This is a genomic window from Sorangium sp. So ce448 (assembly GCF_051520915.1).
GTDB classification, from domain to species: domain Bacteria; phylum Myxococcota_A; class Polyangia; order Polyangiales; family Polyangiaceae; genus Sorangium; species Sorangium cellulosum_B.
The window spans coordinates 4158428-4174912 of the sequence record NZ_CP150343.1 but is presented as its reverse complement, the minus strand read 5'-3'; the positions used below and the strand labels follow the sequence as shown (position 1 = coordinate 4174912).

Sequence of the window (16485 nt, the reverse complement as noted above, 5' to 3'; positions counted from 1 at the left end):
CGGTTCAATCCCTCGCAAAGGTCTCATGTCGTTCGTTGCCTCGCCCGATTCCCGCCCGGATGGCCTCGATCGCGCGGCCAGCCGCTTTACGCACCTCGACGTCGGCGTCGCCGAGCAGCCGGCGGAGCGGCGCCTCCGCGGCCGCCGCCTCGATCTCGCCGAGCGCCTGCGCGGCCGCCTTGCGCAGATCCGCGAGATCGCTCCCGAGCAGCCCGACGAGGTCCTCCGTGGCCGAGGCGGCCCGGAGCCGCCCGAGCGCGAGCGCCGCCTCCTTCCGGACCTGCCAGGCGCCGTCGTCGAGCGCGCTCCGGAGGTGCGGCGCCGCGAGGCCGTGCGCCGAGCGGCCGAGCACGATGGTGGCCTCGACCCGCACCCGCCAGTCCGGATCGGAGAGCAGCCCCACGAGGTCCTGGACGAGCGCGGTATTACCCCGCGCGCCGAGCGACTCGAGCGCACCGATCGCCACCTGCCGCACCCGCGCGTCGGGATCGCGCAGGCTCGGGCGGAGCGCCGGCGCCGACTCGGGCCGCCGCAGGTAAGCCAGGGAGAGGACCGCCTCGCGACGCACCTCGGGATCCGGGTCGCCGAGCGCCGCTTCGAGGGGCGCGAGCGCCCGCGGGTCGCGGATCTCGCGGAGCGCCACGATCACCGAGGTGCGGACGAACGGGCTCGTGTGCCCCAGCGCCTCGATGAGGTGCGTGGCGGCGTCTGCCCCGCGGATCTCGCGGAGCGCCGTGGCGGCCGCCTCCCTCACGCGGGCGTCCTCGTCGTCGAGCGCCCCGAGGACGGCGGGCACCGCGCGGGCGTCGCCGAGATCCTCGAGGTGCCCGAGCGCGAGCGCCCGCACCGTCGGATCCTCGTCGCGGACCGCCGCGATCAGGGGGTGGATGATCTCCGGATCCGAGAGATCCTCTATCTGCGTCAGCGCGAGCTGGCGCGCGCCGGGGTCGGGATCCCCGAGGATGCCCTCGAGATCCTGCGCGAGCGAAGGCTGTGTCATGTCGTCTCCGCCGTGGTGTCGCTATCGGAGAAGAAAGGGGATCTTCACGGTGATGGCCTCTTTGGGGCAATCGATCTCGCACGCGAGGCAATACCAGCACTCGTCGTAGGCCATGCGGGCCTTCTTCGTCTCGGGATCGATCGCGAGGCAATCGACCGGGCACGAGTCGATGCAGATGCGGCAGCCCTTGATGCACGACGCCTCGTCGATGACGACCGGCAGATCGAGCCGCACGGCGGCCTCGGCGTGGCCCACGGACCTGGCGCTCTGCGCCTTGACGGATTCGCGGTTGAGCAGGTGACCCATCGCTTGATTGACCTCGTGTTCTCGCGTTCTCGCGCGCTCGTCAGGCCGACGCGCGCTGCTCCTCGGCCGGGATGCGCAGCCGGTGGTAGGCATTGCGCTCGCCGTCGTCGATCGGGAAGAGATAGGGCTCCACCGGCCTCTTGAAGGCGACCATCTCGCCGCGCTCGTCCTTCTTCAGCTGCACATGCGTGAACCAGCGCTGGTCGTCCATCTCGGGGTAATCGAGCCGGTAGTGGTAGAGGCCCCAGCGGCTCTCGGTCCGGTACAGCGACGCGCGCGCCGCCATCTCCGCGCAGTCGCGGATGAAATGGCACTCCATCACCCGCATGAGCTCGTGGGGGCTCTCCGCCGTGACCTCCTCGAGCTCCTCCTTCGCGCGCAGGAAGTACTCGAGCCCGAGCGTCATCTTGTTCCCCGTCTTGGGCGGCTGGAGATAATCGTTCACCAGGCGCCGCACCTTGTATTCGTACTGGTGCGGCGCCACCCCGCTCCGTCGCGAGAGGGGGGCGAGGATGCGCTCTCGCTCGGCGTCGACCGCGGCGGCGAGCGGCTCGACCGCGGGCGCGCGCTCGAGGTAATCGAGCGCGCTCTGGGCGCAGATCTTCCCGTAGGTGAGCGCGCCGAGCAGGTAGTTGTGCGGCACGCACGCCATGTCGCCGGCGGCGTAGAGCCCGGGCACCGTGGTCTCGCCCTTCTCGTTGACCCAGACCCCCGACGCGCTGTGGCCGCTGCACAGGCCGATCTCGGAGATGTGCATCTCGACGAGATCGTTCGCGTAGCTGTGCCCCCTCCCCTCGTGGAAGCGCCCGCGGCTCGGGCGCTCCGTCTGGTGCAGGACCCGCTCGACCTCGGTGATCGTCTCCGGGGCGAGGTGGGTGAGCTGCAGGTACACGGGGCCGTTGGCGGAGTGGAGCTCCCGGTAGAACTCGAGCATCATCTGCCCGCTCCAGTAATCGCTCTCGATGAAGCGGTGCCCCCGGGCGTTGACCGTGTGCCCGCCGAGCGGGCCTGTCACGTACGCGCACGCCGGACCGTTGTAGTCCTTGATGAGCGGGTTCACCTGGAAGCACTCGATGCCCGAGAGCTCGGCGCCCGCGTGGTACGCCATCGAGTAGCCGTCTCCCGCGTTCGACGGGTTCTCGTACGTCCCGTGGAGGTATCCCGACGCCGGCAGCCCGAGCCGCCCCGAGGCGCCGCAGCACAGGATGACCGCCCTCGCCTTGATGATCTCGATATGTCCTTCCCGGGTGTCGAAGCCGATCACCCCGGCGACGTGGCCGTCGGTCACGAGGATCCGGGTCGCCATCACGCGGTTGACGACCTTCACGCCGGCGCGCTTGACCATGCGCGTCAGGATCTTCTTGAGATCGTACCCCTCGGGCATCGGGAGGACGTAGCTCCCGTTGTGGTGGACCTTCTTGACGTCGAAATCGCCCGATCGCGTCTTCTGGAACTTCACGCCCCAGGAATCGAGCTCCTGGATCATCGCGAAGCTGTTGCGCGCATATTGATAGACGGCGCGCTGGTTCACGATGCCGTCGTTGGCCACCGTGATCTCCTTCACGTACTGCTCCGGCGTCGCGTGCCCTGGGATGATGGCGTTGTTCAGCCCATCCATGCCTATCGCGATGGCGCCGCTCCGCTTGATATGCGCCTTCTCGAGGAGGACGACCCTCCCCCGGGGCAACCGCTGTTGCGCCTCCACCGCTGCAGTGGAGCCTGCGCTGCCGCCGCCCACGACGACGACGTCCGCCTCTGTCACGCGAATGTCCATTACAAGCCCTCAAGGTTTCGGGCGCGCGCACACGACGACCCCACCGCCTCTCGGCCCAATGGCCAACGGCCAGCGGCCGGGGTCGGACGCCCGGCGTCTCACATCACAGACGCAGCATCCGTTTTAACAGACGACCTGTGCTTCGGCAACAGCTTTGTTGCTGCTGGCACAGCACCGGCCGGGTGTCGGGCGCCGTGGGAGGGCGCCTTGCAAGTGAAACGTCAGGGCCGGGGTCTGGCGGCCCCGCCATCGCGGATGTGCGGCGCGCGGGCAGGCTCACCCCCGGCGGGGATCCCCGAGCCACCCAGAAAGATTCGCCTTTCCACCCTGGTTGTCTCCCCGGAGACGCGGGCGGGACGCTACCATGCGGGTCAACCCGTAGTCCTCCCATGGATCGGGGGAACCGAGCGCGGACCTCGTTCATCACCGGTCACCCGATTCACCGCGCTCGGCGCCTCCCAGCCAGGGCGCCCGCGCGCCGCTTCGCTGCATGGCCAAGCACCCGTCCCAGCTCGCCGACCTAGAGATCCAGCGCCGCCTCGGCGCTGGCGGCATGGCGGAGGTCTTCCTCGCCAAGAAGCGGGGCGCCGAGGGGACGTACAAGCTCCTCGTCGTCAAGCGCATCCTCCCCGCGCACGGGGCCTCGCGGCGCTTCCGCGCGATGTTCGTGGAGGAGGCCCACCTCGCCACGCGCCTGAACCACCCGAACATCGTCCAGGTCTACGAGTTCTCGGACCACGGCGAGGACGGGCTGCTCCTCTCGATGGAGTACGTCGAGGGCTTCGACCTCGGCAAGCTGATGCGGGCCGCCCAGCAGAAGGAGTCGCGGATCCCGCCGCTCGTGTCGGCGTTCATCGTCTCCGAGGCGGCGAAGGGGCTGCACTACGCCCACGAACGCAAGGACGAGGGCGGCATGCCGCTCGCCATCGTCCACCGCGACGTCTCGCCGCAGAACATCCTGCTCTCGCTCGAGGGCGTCGTGAAGATCGCCGACTTCGGCATCGCCAGCGCCAACCTCTTCCGCGAGGAGCCCGGCGTGCTGAAGGGCAAGTTCGGGTACATGTCGCCCGAGCAGGCGCGCGGCGAGCGCGTCGACCGGCGCAGCGACATCTACGCCCTCGGCGTCGTGCTCTACGAGCTGCTCGCCATGCGCTCGCCGTACGGCAAGCTCGACGACGAGGCGCTGCTCCAGGCCGTGAAGGAGGGCCGGTTCGACCCCCCGTCGTCGCACGCGCGCGACATCCCCGCGGAGCTCGAGGCGATCGTGATGCGCGCGATGGAGCGCGAGCCCGAGGCCCGCTTCCAGACCGCGCGCGACCTGGCCGGGGCGGTCGCGCGCGCGCTGCTCGCGCGGCAAGAGCTCGTCGACAACGCCTCGGTCGAGCAGACCGTGGCCCACCTGCTCGGGCGCGACCGCGCGGAGGAGGCGCGCGAGGGCGCCGCGCGGCGCGTGGAGGGCGCGGATGGCGCGGATGGCGCGGAGGAGCAGCCCGCGGACGACGGCTCCGTGGCGCAGCCGCAGACGCTCGCGGCGGTGCCGGCCGCGCGCACCGGAGGCGACGGCGAGGGCACGGGCGCGCCGCGGGCCGTGCGCGAGGTGCGCCACGTCGCCGTGGTCACGCTGCGCATCGAGGGCGTCGACGCGCTGCTCGGGGCGCAGGGCCGGCTCGCCGGCAAGCGCAGCGGGCGATCGATCCGCACGACCCTCGACGCGATCGCCTTCAAGCACGGGGCGATCTGGTCGTGGGAGTCGCACGCGAGCGCGCGCGCGGTGGTCGGGCTGCTCGCGAACCCCTCGCGCGCCGCGGCCGACGCCGCCTCGCTGGCGGTCGACGTGCACGAGGCGCTCGCGGGCGCGTCGGAGGACCTGCCCGTCGAGCTCCGCGCCGCGATCGGCATCGTCCGCGGCATCGCGTACGGCGAGCGCGACGAGCAGGGGCACCTCATCAACCACGCGCTCAAGGAGCCCGCGAACTTCCTCGCCGAGCGCCTCGGCAGCCGCACCCCGTTCGGCAAGACCTGGGTCGCGGGCGGCGTCTACCGCCTCGTCCGCCGCGACTTCCGCTGGGGCGACGCGCCCTCGCTCGACCTCGACGACGCCCGCGGCTACCCGGTCCCGCACCAGATGCGGCTCTACGCGCTGCAGCGGCCGCTCACGCGCGAGGAGCGGATGGCCGAGATCGCGCTCTCGCCGAACGACCTCGTGGGGCGCGACGCGGAGCGGGCCGATCTGCACGCGGCCTACCACCGGGCGATCTCGCCGCCCGTGAAGGGCAACGTCGAGGCGCCCGCGCGCTTCGGCGAGAGCGAGCCGCCGGGGAGCCGGCAGAGCAGGCCCCCGAGCATCTCGAGCAGGCCCTCGAGCCCGCCTGTCGGCGCGCTCCGCGGCCAGTCCGTGGCGCGCGTCATCGTCGGCGAGATGGGCATCGGCAAGAGCGCGCTCATCTCCACGTTCCTCTCGGAGCTCCCCGGCGACGCGCGCGTGCTCCACGTCGAGTGCTCGCCCGTGAAGAGCGAGCTGCCGCTCGCCACGGTCTGCGACGTGCTCCGCGACGTCACCGGGATGGGGCTCGATCACGCGATCGACGACGCGTCCCACGTGATCCGCGCCCTGCTCGGGCCCATCGCCCGCTCGCCGCTCGGCGCGCGCATCGTCACGCGGCTCGCCGAGCTCGTCACCGGCAAGCAGCTCGAGCACCCCGAGGAGGAGGCGGCCGCCTACGGCCGCGACGTGGTGGTGCGGGGCGTGAAGTACCTGCTCGGCTCGCTGGCGCGCCACCAGCCGCTCGTCGTCGTCATCGACGGCCTCCAGTGGGCCGACCGGCCGAGCCTGGAGCTGCTCTCGGAGCTCCTGAAGCAGCGCGCGGAGCGGCTCCCGGTGCTCGTGCTGCTCCTCACGCGCCCCGAGGAGCGGGTGACCCCGTTCATCGAGGGGCTCGTGCGGATCGAGCTCCGCGGGCTCAGCGCCGAGGAGCAGATGCGCCTCGTCGAGGCCCGCCTCGGCGTGCGCGACGGGGTGGCGGCCGTCTGCGGCGAGCTCGTGCCGCGCGTCGCCGGCAACCCGTTCTTCCTGCTCGAGATGATCGACGCGCTCCTCGAGCGGGGCACGCTGGAGATCGTCGAGCACCCGGGCGGGCGGCACGAGCTCGTGCGCCACGACCGGACGGGGGATCGCGGCGAGCCGCTGCCCTCGACGCTGGAGCAGCTCATCGGCGACCGCCTGCGCGAGCTGCCGCCGGCGGAGCACGACGTCGTGAACTGGCTGGCGGTCGCGGGGGGGCCGCTGCTCAAGGACGACATCCTGAACCTGACGCGGCTCGCCGACGACGAGGCGGTGACGCGGCTCTGCGCGCGCGGCCTGTGCGATCGCCGCGCCGGGGCGGTGGACTTCCGGCACCCGCTCGTGCGCGACGTGGCCTACCTCGCGCTCGACGGCGCGAGCCGCGTGCGCATGCACCGGCGGCTCGGCGAGCACCTCTCGACGACGCCGCTCTCGCAGGGGCTCTCGGCGGCGATCGTGGCGCAGCACCTCGCGCGGGGCGAGGCGCCCGGGCCGGCGGCGGAGCTCTACCTCGACGCCGCGCGGGCCGCGCGCGCGGGGCACCAGGCGCAGCTGTCGCGGCGGTACTACGAGCGCGCGCTGTCGCTCCTGCCGACCGGCGACACGCGGCGGATGATCGCGCACGAGGCGCTGGAGGCGATCTTCCGCCACCTCGGCCGCCGCCGCGACCGGCGGCGGCACCTCGCGGCGCTGCGCCAGCTCGCGAAGGAGAGCGGCCACGCGCGCTGGGCGGCGCTCGCCCTCGTGCGCACCGCGCGGTTCGACCTCGACGACGGCTACCTCGCCCGCGGCCTGCCGGTGGCGCAGCGCGCGGCCGAGATCGCCCGCATCGCGCGCCGCCCCGCGCTCGAGGTCGAGGCGCTCACGATCCTGTCGGAGGTGCTGCGCGAGCTCGGCGACGTCCAGGGCGCGATCAGCGCGTCGGATCGCGCGCTCCGGGTGACGCAGGCGGGCGGGCTGACGCCGCGGGCGCGCGCGGAGGTGCTGCGCACGAAGGGGGTGCTCCTGCGCCGGGTCGGCCGCGTGCAGGAGGCGGTGGAGGCCTACGCCGAGGCGATCGCGGTGTTCCGCGCGGTGGGGGCGCGCCGCAGCGAGGCGCGCGCGAAGAACTCGCTCGCGGTGGCGATGTTCGTGCTCGAGCGCTTCGAGGACGCGATCGCGGTCGGGCTCTCGTCGATCTCCATCGATCTCGCGATCGGCGGCCGGTTCCAGATCGCCAAGACGTTGAGCAACATCGGCCACGCCTACGCGAAGCTGGGGGACGTCCCGCGGAGCCTGGCGTACATGAAGCGGGCGCGCGAGGCCCACGAGCGCTATGACGATCAGGATGCGCGGGCCGACACGCTCCTCTGCTCGGCAGGGATCCTCCTCGAGGCGGGCGACGTCGACGCCGCGCACACGCTCTGCGCCGACGCGGGCGCGCTCATCGCGGTGACCGGCAGCGTCTACGACATGATCCACGAGCGCAACGTCCGCGGCCTGCTGGCCAGGGCGCGAGGCGACATCCAGGGCGCGATCGCGAACGCCTCCGAGGCGCGGCAGCTCGCCGAGTCGCAGGGGCTCATGAGCTACCACGCCCACGCGACGGCGATCGAGGCGGCGTCGCGGGTGGACGCGGGGGAGGTCCACTCCGGGGTGCTGCTCGCGCGGACGGCGCTCGGCGCTGTCGAGGCGGGCAGCTCGGAGTATGGCATCGAGGTGCGCGACCTCTGCTGCGAGGCGCTGCAGAAGGGCGCGCCGGCGAGCTCGACGGACGCGTACCACCGCGCGGCGGCGCACGTGCGGAGGGTGGCGGGCTACATCCGCGACGCGCGGCTCAGGGCGCTGTTCCTGGAGCGCACCGTGGTGCGGCGGGTCCTCGCCGCGGAGGCGGACGGACCGGCGGCGGCGCACGACCCGCTGCGCCGCGGGGAGATGGCATGACGGGAACGGGCGCGAGGACCGGGGCGAAGCCGCGGCGCAAGGTGGCGGTGATCCTCTCGGGCGGAGGCGCGCGGGGCGCGTACGAGGTCGGCGTGCTGTCGTACGTCCTCGACGCGTTCGCCCGCCTCCGCGGGGCGCCGCCGCGCATCGACATCCTGTGCGGGACGTCGGTGGGCGCGGTGAACGCGTGTTACCTCGCGGCGCACCTCGACGATCCGACGCTGGGGGTGCGACGCCTCGTCAACCTGTGGACGCAGCTGAAGCTGGAGACGGTGCTCGGCTTCGGGGTCCGGCAGGCGATCTCGATGCCGAAGCTGCTGTTCGGGGGCGGGTCGGAGGGGGTGGGCCTGTTCGACGTCTCGCCGATGCAGCGGCTCGTCGAGCGGGAGATCCCGTGGCGCGCGATCGCGCGGACGCTGCGCCACGGCTACCTCTCGGCGGTGAGCGTGTCGACGACGGAGATCGGGACGGGCCGCACGGTGATCTTCATGCAGACGGGCCCGGACGGGGCGCTGCCGACGACAGCGCCGCCGCGGACGATCATCCGGGGGGCGCTGATAGGCCCGCAGCACGCGCTCGCGTCGGCGGCGATCCCGATCCTGTTTCCGCCGGTGCGGATCGGCCGCGATCTGTACATGGACGGGGGCGTGCGGCAGAACACGCCGATCGCGCCGGCGCTGCGGCTGGGGGCGACGCACGTCCTGGCGATCGGGCTGTCGCGCGAGGTGCGGAGCATCGACGCGGGGGACAGCGGCAAGCCGCCGGGGATGGCGCTCGTGCTCGGCAAGGTGCTGAACGCGTTCCTGCTCGACCACATCCAGACCGATTTCGAGGTGCTGACGCGGGTGAACCACATGATCGAGGACGGGGAGCAGGCGTTCGGCCCGGATTTCCTGCAATCGATCAACGGGGCCGCCGCGCTGCGCGGGGCGCTGCCGTACCGGAGGGTGGAGACGCTGGTGGTGCGGCCGAGCGCGGATCTCGGGCGCCTGGCGGCGGAGCACGTGAGGGCGGGCAAGCTGCAGGGCGGCCCGGCGATGATGCGGAGGCTGCTCTCGCTGGTGGACGTGGGCGCGGAGAACGACGCGGATCTCGCGAGCTACCTGCTGTTCGACGGCTCGTTCACGCGGAAGCTGATCGAGCTGGGGCGCGCGGACGCGGAGGCGAGGCGGCACGACGTCGCGGACTTCTTCGGGAGCGCGGCGGAGGAGGCGGAGCCCCGGCTGTCGGACAGCGCGGAGTGGTCGATCCCGCCGCCGGTGGGGCCGGGGAGATCCGTGTAGGGGGCGAGAGGTGGTCGAATCGAGGAACCTCGCAGAACTCCTCCGGAACCGCCTACGTGCCCAGGCGGATCTCTTCGCCGCGCTCACGAACCACCCCACGGTCGTCGGTTCCGGCAGGGAGCACGCGCTTGCGGAGCTGCTCCGCGAGGTCGTTCCGCGCCGCCTGGAGGTCCTCACCGGCGCGATCGCGCGCGTAGACGATCAGGGACAGCCCCAATTGGCGACCGCGCAGGCGGACATCATGCTCGTGGACACGATCGACTATCCGATGCTTCTCCGTGTCGGGACGACGGTCGTCGCGATCCCGCAGGCGGTGCGCGCAGTGGTGGAAGTGAAGAGCGGCCTCGCGCGCGGAGCGAAGTTCATCGATGCCGTCGATCAGCTTGGACGGCTCCAGCTCGACGCTGGAGCCGACAACCCGTTCGTGACCGCCCTCTTCTCCTTCGGAGCGCCGACGAAATCGGCCACGTTCCGCGGCTGGCTCGAAGACGTCATCGAGGCGCGCGCCAAGCGCGGAAACGCCGTAACCGCTGCGTCCGATGCCGAGGCGAAGCGGACCGCACGAGAGGCGCAGGCCGCGCTCGCCCCTCCCTTCCTTCCGGACCTCCTCTTCTCGGACGAGGGTGCCATCGCCATGAAGATCGACGATGCCGGCAAGCCGGCATACCGCTTCTACGAGTGCGAGGCCGGCGCCCCCACCGCCGTCGCGTTTCTCGACCAGATGATGATGTTGACCGCGCCGCGTGTGATCGAGACGGTCCCCGCGGACCCGGCGGTCGCCGGCCGCGTAACCAAGGCGTTCCGCCTTGTTTCGTCGTTCCTGAGGGCGCCGCTCGCGGAGGCCAAGAAATGTGCGATCCTACAGGTGGCGTAGCGAGAAAGAGCCGGGCGAGCCCATGTTCGTGACCCAGATCTACGATCGGAAGACATTCCTCGAAAAGGCGCGCGAGATGGGCGTCGAGGTACGGATCGTACGGTCGCCCACGGTCGTCCCGGTGACCGAAGGAAGCGCCGTGCTCATGCACGCGGCCATCCGAGTGCAGTACGCGATCGAGTTCCCGTCGGAAGACGGACCCGCGACCTGGATCTACCGAGAGACCCATCTCGCCGACGATCGCGGGAACATCAAGCTGGGAAGCGCGCTCCTCGCGGACGTTGAGGCGCAGAAACTGCCCCACGTCATCCTGAGCCGCAGCGGGTCGATATAGTCTCGACTCGGACACAGCTGCCCGGTGTCAGGCAGCTGTGCCCAAGTCGAGGCTTGTACCTCGTCGCCCGAGTTCCTCCCTGGCTGCGGGTGAGGTCGTGCCGAGCGACCCGGCCCCCGTGGACGCGGAAACAGGGAGGAACCTAGCGCTACTGTGGGAAGTCGGACGGAGAAGTGGACCGCCAAGCCGCCAACGGCGCCAAGAGACCAGGGAACCGGGGGCGAAGAGACGAAGGTCACTTCCGCCGCTCCCCGCCGGATCCCCAGAGATTGAGGAGCGCGTGCGCAGCCGCGGGCACCCGCACGAGGCGTGGGAGCCAGCCATTGGGTAGCAGGCGCTGGTGCCCCCCGAGCGCGGCCCGCACGGCACGCAGGCCCTTGCGGTGGGCGTGGAGGCGAGCAGCGAGGAACACCACCATTCGCCGCGCCCCTCTGGGCCCCTCGAAGCGCCGGATGTCGATGACGTGAGCTGCCTGGTACGCGTGCCACTGGCGACCGTCCTTCACCACCTGGAGCACGAGGTGGCCCTTCTCGAGGTGCTCGCAGAGAGAGGCCCCAACCCACGCGAACTCCTGAAGCTCTTCGGCACCACGACGGACGCGCCGCGCGGCCGCCGGCCGTGCGCGCTTCGCCTCACGCTCATCGTCCTCGTCCCAGTCGTTCATCGTCAAGGGGACGACCCAGAGCGGCGGATGCTCTGGCACGCCACCCTTGCTTGAACGCCGGCGGGGGGCAGACAGCGGAGCATGCCCGATCTGCGGGGGCTTGTAGAGCTTCCGCAGCTGCCTAGCGTGTTCGGCCGTCACCTCCTCGCCGAGGTGGCTCTCAACGAAGCGACGAGCTTCGGCGACGACGGAACGGTCCGTGATCAGCACAGCTGCCTCCTGAAGCACGGAAGCCGACCGGCGGGACACGTTCATCGAGCCGAGGAAAACCGCGTCCGCGAACACGAAGACTTTGGCGTGGAGGTTCTCGACGCTGTGGACGGCCACGCCACGGTTGATGAAGTACAGGAGCTCGGCCGGGTCAGTCTGGCCCGACTTGACGGCGCGCTCGCTGGCGTCGACTACGAGACGGCTTCCGCGCTTGAGCGGCAGCAGCTTCCGCGCCCCCCGGGCGCAGTAGGCGACGGCGACATCTCCCGGCACGCGCCGCGCGAGCTTGGTGATGCGCGACCACACGCCGCTCGCAATGAACTCGGTTCCCATCCCAGCACTCCCTCAGTGCCCGCGAAGCGTCGTACGCGCGCTTGTTCGCCGCGCGGCGAGCGACCATCGTCCGCCGCTCCGACCACGTTGCCGACCGCCCGTCCTGGGCTTCTCGCTGTTCACTCTTCCCCTATCCGCCTTCAGCTTCACCGGCATCACCTCGGCGGGCTCGTCGTTCGGATTCCGGTGGACGAGCAGGCGCGTCGTGGGCGTCGAGGCGGTCGAAGTTCGGCGAGCGGAGCAGTTGGGGCACGGATCCAAGTCTCGGCCACCGCGTCGCCTTCGTCTACACCGCCGAGTGGTGCTCGATCGAAGGCGAGGCCTCTCGGAGAAAACGATCTCGACGAGACCGTCGAGGAGTTCGTCCCCGTGAGCGACATGCTTGTGGAGGGACATGGCCTCGACGTGACGACGCTGGCCGACAGCCCGCACCACCGCGGCGTCGAGGCCGGCCTCATCGGCGAACGCGAGCGCCGCCCGCAGCACCCGATCCCGCGATAGAGGCATGCGCGGGTCGGCCCGCCACCATGCTCCGGCGCACCCCTCGACAGAGCTTTGTTCGGCGTCCGTGGCGAGCGCTCCCGGAGTATCGCCACGACCCCGCTGAATACGCCATCATGGCGTCATGAATCCTCCGTGCTTCTCCGTTGACACGATTACACAACAAATTCATTATCCAACAGCGTGCCACTCGAAGGCTCACATACCGCCAGCACACCTGTCCTTCACCGATGCTGCCGTCACACCGATCGCCGACCCGACGGCGCTCAACGGGCTGCACGACGTCGGGAAGAGCCGCGCTAAAAACGCGTATTCGTAGGGGTGCAGGACAAGATCGTCGTCACCGGCTGACGGCTCGGATTGGAGCGAGAACCATGACCATCAACTCGAAGTTCCTGATCGCGGCGCTGGGGGTGGGAATACTGGGTTGGGCTTCAGTGGCGCGCGCCGAGGCTCCCTCGGCAGCATCCGAGGCAGATCGCGCTCCGAACGAGTTCGCCCCGGCCCTGCGCCGCGGGGAATGGCTCTCGTCTCTGGGGTTGCACGCTTCGCTCGGCCTCGCCTTCGGTGGCGACGAGCTCGCCGAGCTCACGTACTCGGACGGCTCCACGACCGCCGTCCACGCCGGAGAAGGGATCTCCCTCTCCGGTGGACTGACCTGGACGCCTCTCTGGCTCGGGGATCGCGTGGGACTCGGTCTCGGGCTGGACGCCGGGTGGAAGTACAAGAGCACCCTCGTCGACGCCGATGGCTCGATCAAGCTGGAGCGCATCCCATTGATGGCCTCCGCCCGAAGCCTGGTGGCAATCGACAGCTCATGGCACGGCGTCGTGGCCGCGGGCGGGATCCTGGAGCTCGACCCGCACCTCTATGGCGATGGCGTCCTCGGCGGCGCCGATGCTCGGTTCGACGACGCCCTTGGCGGCATGCTGGAACTGGGTGTTCTGTGGGGTCGTCCGAAGGGCTTCGGGTTCGAGATGACCGGGCGCTGGACGATCCTGAGCTACGAGTACATGGGCGAGAGCAGCAACGCCAGCAGCGGGTCCGTCAACCTGACGGCCCACTTCTTCCTCTGAGGAGGAGAGGAAAGCGCCGAGCCTGGATTCGACCCCAGGCGGGCGGCGCGCCGTGCGGATCAGCGATCGTCGAGCGATTCGGTACCAGCAGCGGACCCGGTTCGTTGCGAGCCGTCGGCCATGATCGGCCGAGCGCCCCTCAGCGCTCCTTGTCCTTCTTGCCGCTCCCCTTCTCGCTCTTCTTCTTGGCGTCGTCGGCCTTCTTCTTGTCGTGCTTCTCGTTCTTCTCGGGCTTCGACTTCGACGCCACCTTCTTCGACTCGCCGCGGCCGAGCGAGATCTCCAGGCGATCGCCGCGCGCCTTCGCCTTGTAGGCGGGCACGCCGTCCTTGAACTGCAGGGTGACCTCCGCGCCGTGCGCGGTGTTGACCACGCGCACCGACGCGATGCGCTTGTCCTTGCGGGCGAGGCCGCTGCCCGACGACAGCGCCCGCCGATCGGGCAGCGAGACCGTGAAGCCCATCGCGCCGGCCGCGCCGTTCAGCTCCTCGATCGGGCCGTCCATCTTCAGCTTCAGGACGATGGGGTTCCTCACCGACCCCTGCCCCCACTCCCGCGGCCCCTCCCGGTCGCCGTCGTCCGCTACCTCCACCTCGTCGTCCTCGCCCGGGCCGCCCGGGACCGCCGCGCCCGGCGCGAGCGCGTCGCCGGCCAGCGCGCTCGGCTCCGCCGGCGGCGTCGGCGGCACAGGCTCCGTCGTCGACAGCGGCGTCGCGCCGAACAGCGGGACGTTCGCCGTGAGCGCGCCGCCCGGCGCTGCAGCCGGCCCCGCGGCCGCCGCGAGGGCAGGCGCGCCGGAGGACGCCGACGCCGGCAGCGCCGGCGCGCCCGCGGCCGACTCGGCCCCGGCCGAGGGGGCGTCGCCGCCCCGCAGGCCCAAGAAGCGCGCCGCACCGAACACAACGAGCACCGCCGCCAGCCCAAGGAAGCTGCCGACCGCGGCCGCCTTCTTGTTGAAGCGCGGCGGCTCCCCGCCTTCGCCCGCCTCCTCCTCGGGCTCCTCGCGCACCAGCCGGCGCCCGCCGGACTTCAGCGCGCCGGCCGGCGGCGGCGCCGTCTTGCGGCGCGGGCCGCCGTCCTTCCCCGACCCGTCGCCGTCGCCTGCGCGCGCGGCGCGCCGCGCCTTGATCCTCGCCACGAGGCCCGCCATGGCCGTGGCCGCGCGCGCCCCGGCGCCGGCGAGCGCGGGCGCGATCTTGCCCGCCACCGCCTTGCCCGCCATCGCGGCCTTCTCGCCGACCTCGCGCAGCCGGCCCGGCTGCGCGTCGGCAGCCGCCTCGGCGCCCGCGTCCTCGGCCGCGCTCCCCGCGGAGGGCGGCGCCCCGTCGTCCGCGGAGGGCGGAGCCGCGTCGGCGCCCGCGCGCGCCTCGCGGGCCGAGAGCGCCGGCGACACGTCGCTGTCGTGATCGTCGTCCGCGTGGGCCGCCGCGACGCCGCTCGCACCCGAGGGGACGCGCTCGCCCCGAGGCTCGGCCGGCGGCGCCGAGGACGGCCGCGCCATCGCGCGCTCGCTTTGATGATCGCGCGCCGGAACCGTCGGCGCCGTGGAAGGCCGCGCAGCCGCGCGCTCGCTTTGATGATCGCGCGCCGGGACGGTCGGCGCCGACGACGGCCGCCCGGCCGCACGCTCGCCCGGCGGCGACGACGGCGACCGCGCCGGCGCGCCGGCGTCGTGGGAAGATCGCGCCGGGGCCGGGGGGAGCGCCTCGGGCGACGAGGGCCGCGGCCGCGGCGCCTTGGCCGCGCGGGGCGCCTCGTAGCACAGCGTGACCACGAGCTGCGGCACGCTCGTCGCCGGGTCGACCTCGACCTTCACGTGATCGATGTACGCCTCGCGGCGCGTGCCCTGATCGACCTCCTCCAGCTCGAGGGAGCGACCCACCTTGAGGAACTCCAGGTTGGAGCCGACCTCCAGGTCGTCGAGCCCGCCGCCGCGCACGCGCGCCTTCATGGGCGAGCCCAGACCCTCGATGTGGAGCCGCACGCGGGAGCCCCGCTGCGCGGCCCCGAGCGACGCGGCGGCGGCCTGGACGCTGAGCGCCGGCGCGGCGCCCGCGGCGCCTGCGCCGCCCGCGTCGATCGACGAGCACATCGCGCGCACCGCCTCCTCCGCCCCGGCGTCGAGGCCGGTGAAGCGCAGGCCGAACTCGCCGCCGCGCGCCTGCTCGGCGCGCCAGCAGACCTCGCCCTCGACGACCAGCTCCTTGCCGAGCCCGTCGAACCGGCAGATCAGGGCGTCGCCGACCCGCGGCAGGTACGCCGTGCGCAGGCGCATCCCCTCGGGGGACATGTCGATCGACTCGGCCTCGAAGCCGCCGCCCGACGTCTCGCCGACCGCGACGAGCGCCTCGACGCGGACCCGCTGCCCGGCGCCCGCGCGCCGCTCGCCGCCGCCCTCGCGCTCCCTGTCCAAGGATTCCGGCGCCTTGCGAACGCCCTCTCCCTCTGCGCCTCGACCGTTCATACGCCCATTCCTCCGCCGCGAAGCCGCGTCCGCCGTCGCGGGCCCTCCGCGGTGCAGAGGGCCCATTGGCCGGCAGTACGGCGTAAGCCCCGCGCTGGCCAAGTTTTGGAGGCCCCGGCCACGCGCCATTCGCCACGTGCGACGTGCACGCGCGCCGCCGTGATGCGCAGCGTTGTGACGCGGGGAGCAACGGAGCCACCGAGCAACGGGGGCGGAGGCGGAGTGCGATGGGCGGCAGGCGGTGAGAGGTGGTGCCGGGCGGTGTGATCGACCGCTCGCTTCACCTGGCGCTCGGGGGGGCAAACGTGGGAAACTCTCGCGATGGGCAAGGACGAGCCCCCGCAGAACCAGGACACGCCCGCGCCCGCCGCGAATCAGGATGTCGTCTTCATCCACAGCCCCGTCGAGCAGGGGGAGGGCTTCCGGGTGATCCGGAGCCGGGAGGACCGGCTCGAGATCGGCGAGCTGCGGCCCACCGAGCACGGGCGCCCGCTGAACGGGGAGCTCGTGAAGCTGACGCAGCGGTCCGAGCACGCGCGGCTCTTCGACGTGGAGGTGCTCCTCCCGGCGGCGCGCGGCGAGTCGCCCCGGTCAGGCCCCGCGCAGGTCGCGACCGACGCCTACCGCTCGAACTGGGAGGCGATCTTCGGCCCGCGAGAGGCGAACAAGCTCGCCAACTGAG

At 72.0% G+C, this 16485-nt stretch carries 13 protein-coding genes; 7 read left to right on the top strand and 6 right to left on the bottom strand.

The window, feature by feature from the left end; all coding sequences use genetic code 11:
- Nucleotides 1-4: 4 nt before the first annotated feature.
- Genes WMF45_RS15940 through WMF45_RS15930 form a run of 3 tightly spaced genes read right to left on the bottom strand, consistent with a single transcriptional unit; the run spans nucleotide 5 to nucleotide 3080 of the window.
- Nucleotides 5-1000 carry a HEAT repeat domain-containing protein gene (locus WMF45_RS15940; protein WP_437717744.1) on the bottom strand — a complete coding sequence of 332 codons (996 nt, stop codon included), beginning with the start codon at nucleotides 998-1000 and terminating at the stop codon, nucleotides 5-7.
- Nucleotides 1001-1021: 21 nt separating this feature from the next.
- On the bottom strand, nucleotides 1022-1306 hold the full coding sequence (locus tag WMF45_RS15935) for a 4Fe-4S dicluster domain-containing protein (RefSeq protein WP_437717743.1): 285 nt from the start codon (nucleotides 1304-1306) through the stop codon (nucleotides 1022-1024).
- Nucleotides 1307-1346: 40 nt separating this feature from the next.
- Entirely contained in the window at nucleotides 1347-3080 is a 1734-nt protein-coding gene (locus WMF45_RS15930; protein ID WP_437717742.1) for a fumarate reductase/succinate dehydrogenase flavoprotein subunit, read from the bottom strand.
- 490 nt (nucleotides 3081-3570) lie between these two features.
- Here WMF45_RS15930 and WMF45_RS15925 point away from each other — a divergent pair, with 490 nt between their 5' ends.
- Both WMF45_RS15925 and WMF45_RS15920 read left to right on the top strand, forming a co-directional pair.
- The gene (locus WMF45_RS15925) at nucleotides 3571-8064 is read left to right on the top strand and encodes a protein kinase domain-containing protein (RefSeq protein WP_437717741.1); all 4494 of its coding nucleotides are present in this window, start codon (nucleotides 3571-3573) and stop codon (nucleotides 8062-8064) included.
- Nucleotides 8061-9347 carry a patatin-like phospholipase family protein gene (locus WMF45_RS15920; protein ID WP_437717740.1) on the top strand — a complete coding sequence of 429 codons (1287 nt, stop codon included), beginning with the start codon at nucleotides 8061-8063 and terminating at the stop codon, nucleotides 9345-9347. The genes WMF45_RS15925 and WMF45_RS15920 overlap by 4 nt, the downstream gene beginning before the upstream one ends.
- A 52-nt stretch (nucleotides 9348-9399) precedes the next feature.
- Here the strand turns inward: WMF45_RS15920 and WMF45_RS15915 are convergent, their stop codons facing one another.
- Nucleotides 9400-9564 carry a hypothetical protein gene (locus WMF45_RS15915; RefSeq protein WP_437719698.1) on the bottom strand — a complete coding sequence of 55 codons (165 nt, stop codon included), beginning with the start codon at nucleotides 9562-9564 and terminating at the stop codon, nucleotides 9400-9402.
- Between WMF45_RS15915 and WMF45_RS15910 the strand changes: the two genes are divergently transcribed.
- Together WMF45_RS15910 and WMF45_RS15905 are read left to right on the top strand one after the other, a co-directional pair.
- On the top strand, nucleotides 9484-10221 hold the full coding sequence (locus tag WMF45_RS15910) for a DUF6602 domain-containing protein (RefSeq protein ID WP_437719545.1): 738 nt from the start codon (nucleotides 9484-9486) through the stop codon (nucleotides 10219-10221). The two genes, WMF45_RS15915 and WMF45_RS15910, sit on opposite strands and share 81 nt — an antisense overlap.
- A 22-nt stretch (nucleotides 10222-10243) precedes the next feature.
- Complete coding sequence (locus WMF45_RS15905; protein ID WP_437717739.1) at nucleotides 10244-10555, top strand: hypothetical protein; 312 nt, start codon at nucleotides 10244-10246, stop codon at nucleotides 10553-10555.
- Between the two features lie 235 nt (nucleotides 10556-10790).
- Here the strand turns inward: WMF45_RS15905 and WMF45_RS15900 are convergent, their stop codons facing one another.
- On the bottom strand, nucleotides 10791-11762 hold the full coding sequence (locus tag WMF45_RS15900; RefSeq protein WP_437717738.1) for a phospholipase D family protein: 972 nt from the start codon (nucleotides 11760-11762) through the stop codon (nucleotides 10791-10793).
- 369 nt (nucleotides 11763-12131) lie between these two features.
- Between WMF45_RS15900 and WMF45_RS15895 the strand changes: the two genes are divergently transcribed.
- A complete protein-coding gene (locus tag WMF45_RS15895; protein WP_437717737.1) occupies nucleotides 12132-12263 on the top strand; it encodes a hypothetical protein in 132 nt (43 codons plus the stop codon).
- A 374-nt stretch (nucleotides 12264-12637) separates the two neighbouring features.
- Entirely contained in the window at nucleotides 12638-13339 is a 702-nt protein-coding gene (locus WMF45_RS15890) for a hypothetical protein (protein WP_437717736.1), read from the top strand.
- 139 nt (nucleotides 13340-13478) lie between these two features.
- Here the strand turns inward: WMF45_RS15890 and WMF45_RS15885 are convergent, their stop codons facing one another.
- Nucleotides 13479-15803 carry a PilZ domain-containing protein gene (locus tag WMF45_RS15885; RefSeq protein ID WP_437717735.1) on the bottom strand — a complete coding sequence of 775 codons (2325 nt, stop codon included), beginning with the start codon at nucleotides 15801-15803 and terminating at the stop codon, nucleotides 13479-13481.
- A 321-nt stretch (nucleotides 15804-16124) separates the two neighbouring features.
- Between WMF45_RS15885 and WMF45_RS15880 the strand changes: the two genes are divergently transcribed.
- Nucleotides 16125-16484 carry a hypothetical protein gene (locus WMF45_RS15880; RefSeq protein WP_437552603.1) on the top strand — a complete coding sequence of 120 codons (360 nt, stop codon included), beginning with the start codon at nucleotides 16125-16127 and terminating at the stop codon, nucleotides 16482-16484.
- The last annotated feature ends 1 nt before the right edge of the window (nucleotide 16485 follow it).

Bases quoted from the DNA above. Each gene is read 5' to 3' on its own strand.
- WMF45_RS15920 (WP_437717740.1), top strand. From the start codon at position 8,061: ATGACGGGAACGGGCGCGAGGACCGGGGCGAAGCCGCGGCGCAAGGTG.
- WMF45_RS15890 (WP_437717736.1), top strand. From the start codon at position 12,638: ATGACCATCAACTCGAAGTTCCTGATCGCGGCGCTGGGGGTGGGAATA.
- WMF45_RS15905 (WP_437717739.1), top strand. From the start codon at position 10,244: ATGTTCGTGACCCAGATCTACGATCGGAAGACATTCCTCGAAAAGGCG.
- WMF45_RS15880 (WP_437552603.1), top strand. From the start codon at position 16,125: ATGGGCAAGGACGAGCCCCCGCAGAACCAGGACACGCCCGCGCCCGCC.
- WMF45_RS15930 (WP_437717742.1), bottom strand. From the start codon at position 3,080: ATGGACATTCGCGTGACAGAGGCGGACGTCGTCGTCGTGGGCGGCGGC.
- WMF45_RS15900 (WP_437717738.1), bottom strand. From the start codon at position 11,762: ATGGGAACCGAGTTCATTGCGAGCGGCGTGTGGTCGCGCATCACCAAG.
- WMF45_RS15940 (WP_437717744.1), bottom strand. From the start codon at position 1,000: ATGACACAGCCTTCGCTCGCGCAGGATCTCGAGGGCATCCTCGGGGAT.
- WMF45_RS15925 (WP_437717741.1), top strand. From the start codon at position 3,571: ATGGCCAAGCACCCGTCCCAGCTCGCCGACCTAGAGATCCAGCGCCGC.
- WMF45_RS15935 (WP_437717743.1), bottom strand. From the start codon at position 1,306: ATGGGTCACCTGCTCAACCGCGAATCCGTCAAGGCGCAGAGCGCCAGG.
- WMF45_RS15885 (WP_437717735.1), bottom strand. From the start codon at position 15,803: ATGAACGGTCGAGGCGCAGAGGGAGAGGGCGTTCGCAAGGCGCCGGAA.